Source organism: Endozoicomonas sp., assembly GCF_031844845.1.
GTDB lineage: Bacteria > Pseudomonadota > Gammaproteobacteria > Pseudomonadales > Endozoicomonadaceae > Endozoicomonas.
On record NZ_JAVRMB020000199.1, the window covers coordinates 1 to 2,734 of the forward strand.

Here is a 2,734-nt window from a genome sequence, read left to right on the forward strand (position 1 = left end):
GTAACATATTCTGCACATTAACTCATTGTAAATAGTGATGGTGGGCCTTTTATTTCGAATACTTACGAACTGGTTTTTATTTCAATTTTATTAAACGGCAATGGATATGCACAATGAAAGACCTGACCCCGGTTTTTTCTCGGTTTTTTGACCCCGGTTTTCATCAGCAAATTCAACGCTGAACATGAAGCGTTTATCTGAGATCGACACGGGTTTTTCCTTTCTGGTCCAGTGTCTGTTTTGTTTCAAGTGCATAAGCAGTATTGGACTTGAGATCAACCACGCTGAGTAAAGAGAGTTCCAGATCTTTCTCTGTCTGACCAGTACAGATTGACATTTCGTGCATCAGAGTCATTTGTTATGCGCGCATCAATATATTGAGCTATCTTTAGTCATTGCGGCAATCAGGCTTGGGTGTTCCGGGCTCTTAATCTGATGTTGATTGTCGGTACAGACCATTGCGTTGTTTATATCCGATCATTTTATAAATCAATATTGGAGTAATACTGTGGGTATTGGTGTAGCTTATAACCCGACCAGTTATTCTGATCACTCTCCTTCAGTGTCATCATCTATTCAGTCATCCGAACAATCCGGGCGTTTTTCTCCCTACTGGCAGAAAGTAAAGGCACTTGCCAGCACTGTCCGTTCGTCGCTCCCCGACATAAAGTTCACCCCGAATGCCAAAAGTTTTTTTCTCCTGGGTACAGGGCTTGCCTGTCGATCTATAGCCACTGCTTTACCAGTGGGTTTACCTTTCACGTGTGCCAGTTTTGGAACAGCACTGAGTTTTGGGCTGGCTGGCATGGGAAATAATACCTCCCCGGGCAGCCGCCTCGTGGAATGCGCGGAAATTAAGAATACAACCACAGGCGAGAAACCTTCCGCTTCAAGGGATTTCATTATTGAGAATGTGGAAGCAGAAGATGGACGCAGTTATTCTCTGGTCTGGGCAGAAAAGAATGGTCCGGCAAGTCATGCCCCGGGCATTGTGTCGGCGCTTGAAACCGATAAATCATTGACCGATGCCCTGCAATACCTGTGTGACAGTCAGGGGGATCCGGATACGATATCCGGGCAATCATCGGAAAATAATCCGTTTATCCATGAATATCTACCCATCAGGGGAGAACAGTTAAATATAGAGAACCCCATTATCTGGCTGAAGGAATTTATCAGTACTTTAAAAAGTCAGCACCCGGATATGACCGACAGTAACGCCCTGCTTGATAAGATTATGGAGCTGGCAACACAGGATGATGATCAGTGTCACAGGGCGTTTCAGTTACTGACCGGATATCAACTGCATAATCCTGATTCAACGGAAATGAAAGCATTAACACAGCAATATCCTGTATCCATTGGGAACAGCAATTGCACATGTATTGCAGTACTTGAACCCATTGAGAGCAATCCACCCCAACCAGCCGAGGCAAAAACGCGCCATCAGGAAACATTGGTTAATGGCGGTCACAAATCAGCGGCTTTAGCTCTCGCTGGTTTCACCTTGGTGAGCACGTTTGGAACTGGATCCGCTTTCAAAACAAGTACATATCATGCTGTCCGTGTACGGCCTGACATTGGCTCACCTTGGCAGAGATATGTGAATTATGATAGCGATGACTCTGCGTATTTTGATATAGGGCAAGCTTGCAACGGTGACATAGAAGTACGACGTGGATGGGTCGTGGGCGAAGGAGGAGACCGCCAAATATATTCAGGATTTGGAAAAGGAAACAATCAGGCGTCAAACTTGTGCGACGAATATTGTATTACAGACAATATGAACATACCCAGATATCAGGCAGCATGGGCAAGAAAGCTTGGAGATGTGGCTTGCGGGGTGGCACGCTGGGCAATAAGTGACTCATACAATAGGGCTCTCGGGGAGAGCAAATACGGATGTAAAACAGTTAACGGATTCGAGCTCACTGCGGGTTCCCACGATTGTCTGGAAAAATATGCCAGAAAATGCGAGCAGCTTAAAATTACACATAATAACAGAAGTCCCTTCTGCAAAATTTGCAACGTCGCCAAAGATGAATCGATCAGGTGCAATCAGTTTGTAATTCCGACTAATCCCACCACTCTGCTCGGAAACACAACATCGACACAACTCCTGTCCCCAGCTAAGCCCACGTCATTACCCACCACTCCAGTCATTCCTCCACAACATGGAAACAGCACAGCTCAGGCAGTAGGCGCGCCCGCAGTATCCGCAGCCGGAGGCAGCCTGGCTGTAACCGGAACCATAGCAGGTCTCACAGTTGCAGGACTTGGCACAGTATATTGCCTGTACTCTGTGGCGACCGGACGACCAATTAACTGGGGTTGCTCCTGGCTGTCACAGGCTATAGCCCGGGCTCGCGGCCAGAGTCAGCCAGTGCCAACGGAAGAGCCTGCTGAAGAATCGGAGACTGTTCCTCATAGTACAGCTGTCCGGTACAACGGGGCTGACACTGAGGTGGAATTGGAACCATTAAATCAACCCATTAAGATTCACATTGGGCCTGATTTTATAGGAAGAAAGGACACCCACAAACTTGATTTCCTAGAGAATGAAGAATAGGACACCCACAAACTTGATTTCCTGAGAAAATAACTCAACAAATAATAAATAATCGATATAAAAACTGACAAATCAATCAACATTAATGATTTCGAATTCAAATATGAATCATATTTTTCGGGAAGGCTATTTTTCGAACATAAAACCAATGGATATGCGTCTTGC

At 45.7% G+C, this 2,734-nt stretch carries 2 protein-coding genes; one reads left to right on the top strand and one right to left on the bottom strand.

Annotation, left to right across the window (positions count from 1 at the left end):
* Nucleotides 1–193 precede the first annotated feature (193 nt).
* Nucleotides 194–337 (bottom strand): hypothetical protein, encoded by a 144-nt coding sequence (locus tag RM811_RS10380; protein ID WP_402523716.1) that lies wholly within the window; start codon nt 335–337, stop codon nt 194–196.
* 171 nt (nt 338–508) lie between these two features.
* Between RM811_RS10380 and RM811_RS10385 the strand changes: the two genes are divergently transcribed.
* Entirely contained in the window at nt 509–2,569 is a 2,061-nt protein-coding gene (locus RM811_RS10385) for a hypothetical protein (protein ID WP_402523718.1), read from the top strand.
* The last annotated feature ends 165 nt before the right edge of the window (nt 2,570–2,734 follow it).

Coding starts and splice junctions, on each gene's coding strand:
- RM811_RS10380 (WP_402523716.1), bottom strand. CDS start 337: ATGTCAATCTGTACTGGTCAGACAGAGAAAGATCTGGAACTCTCTTTA.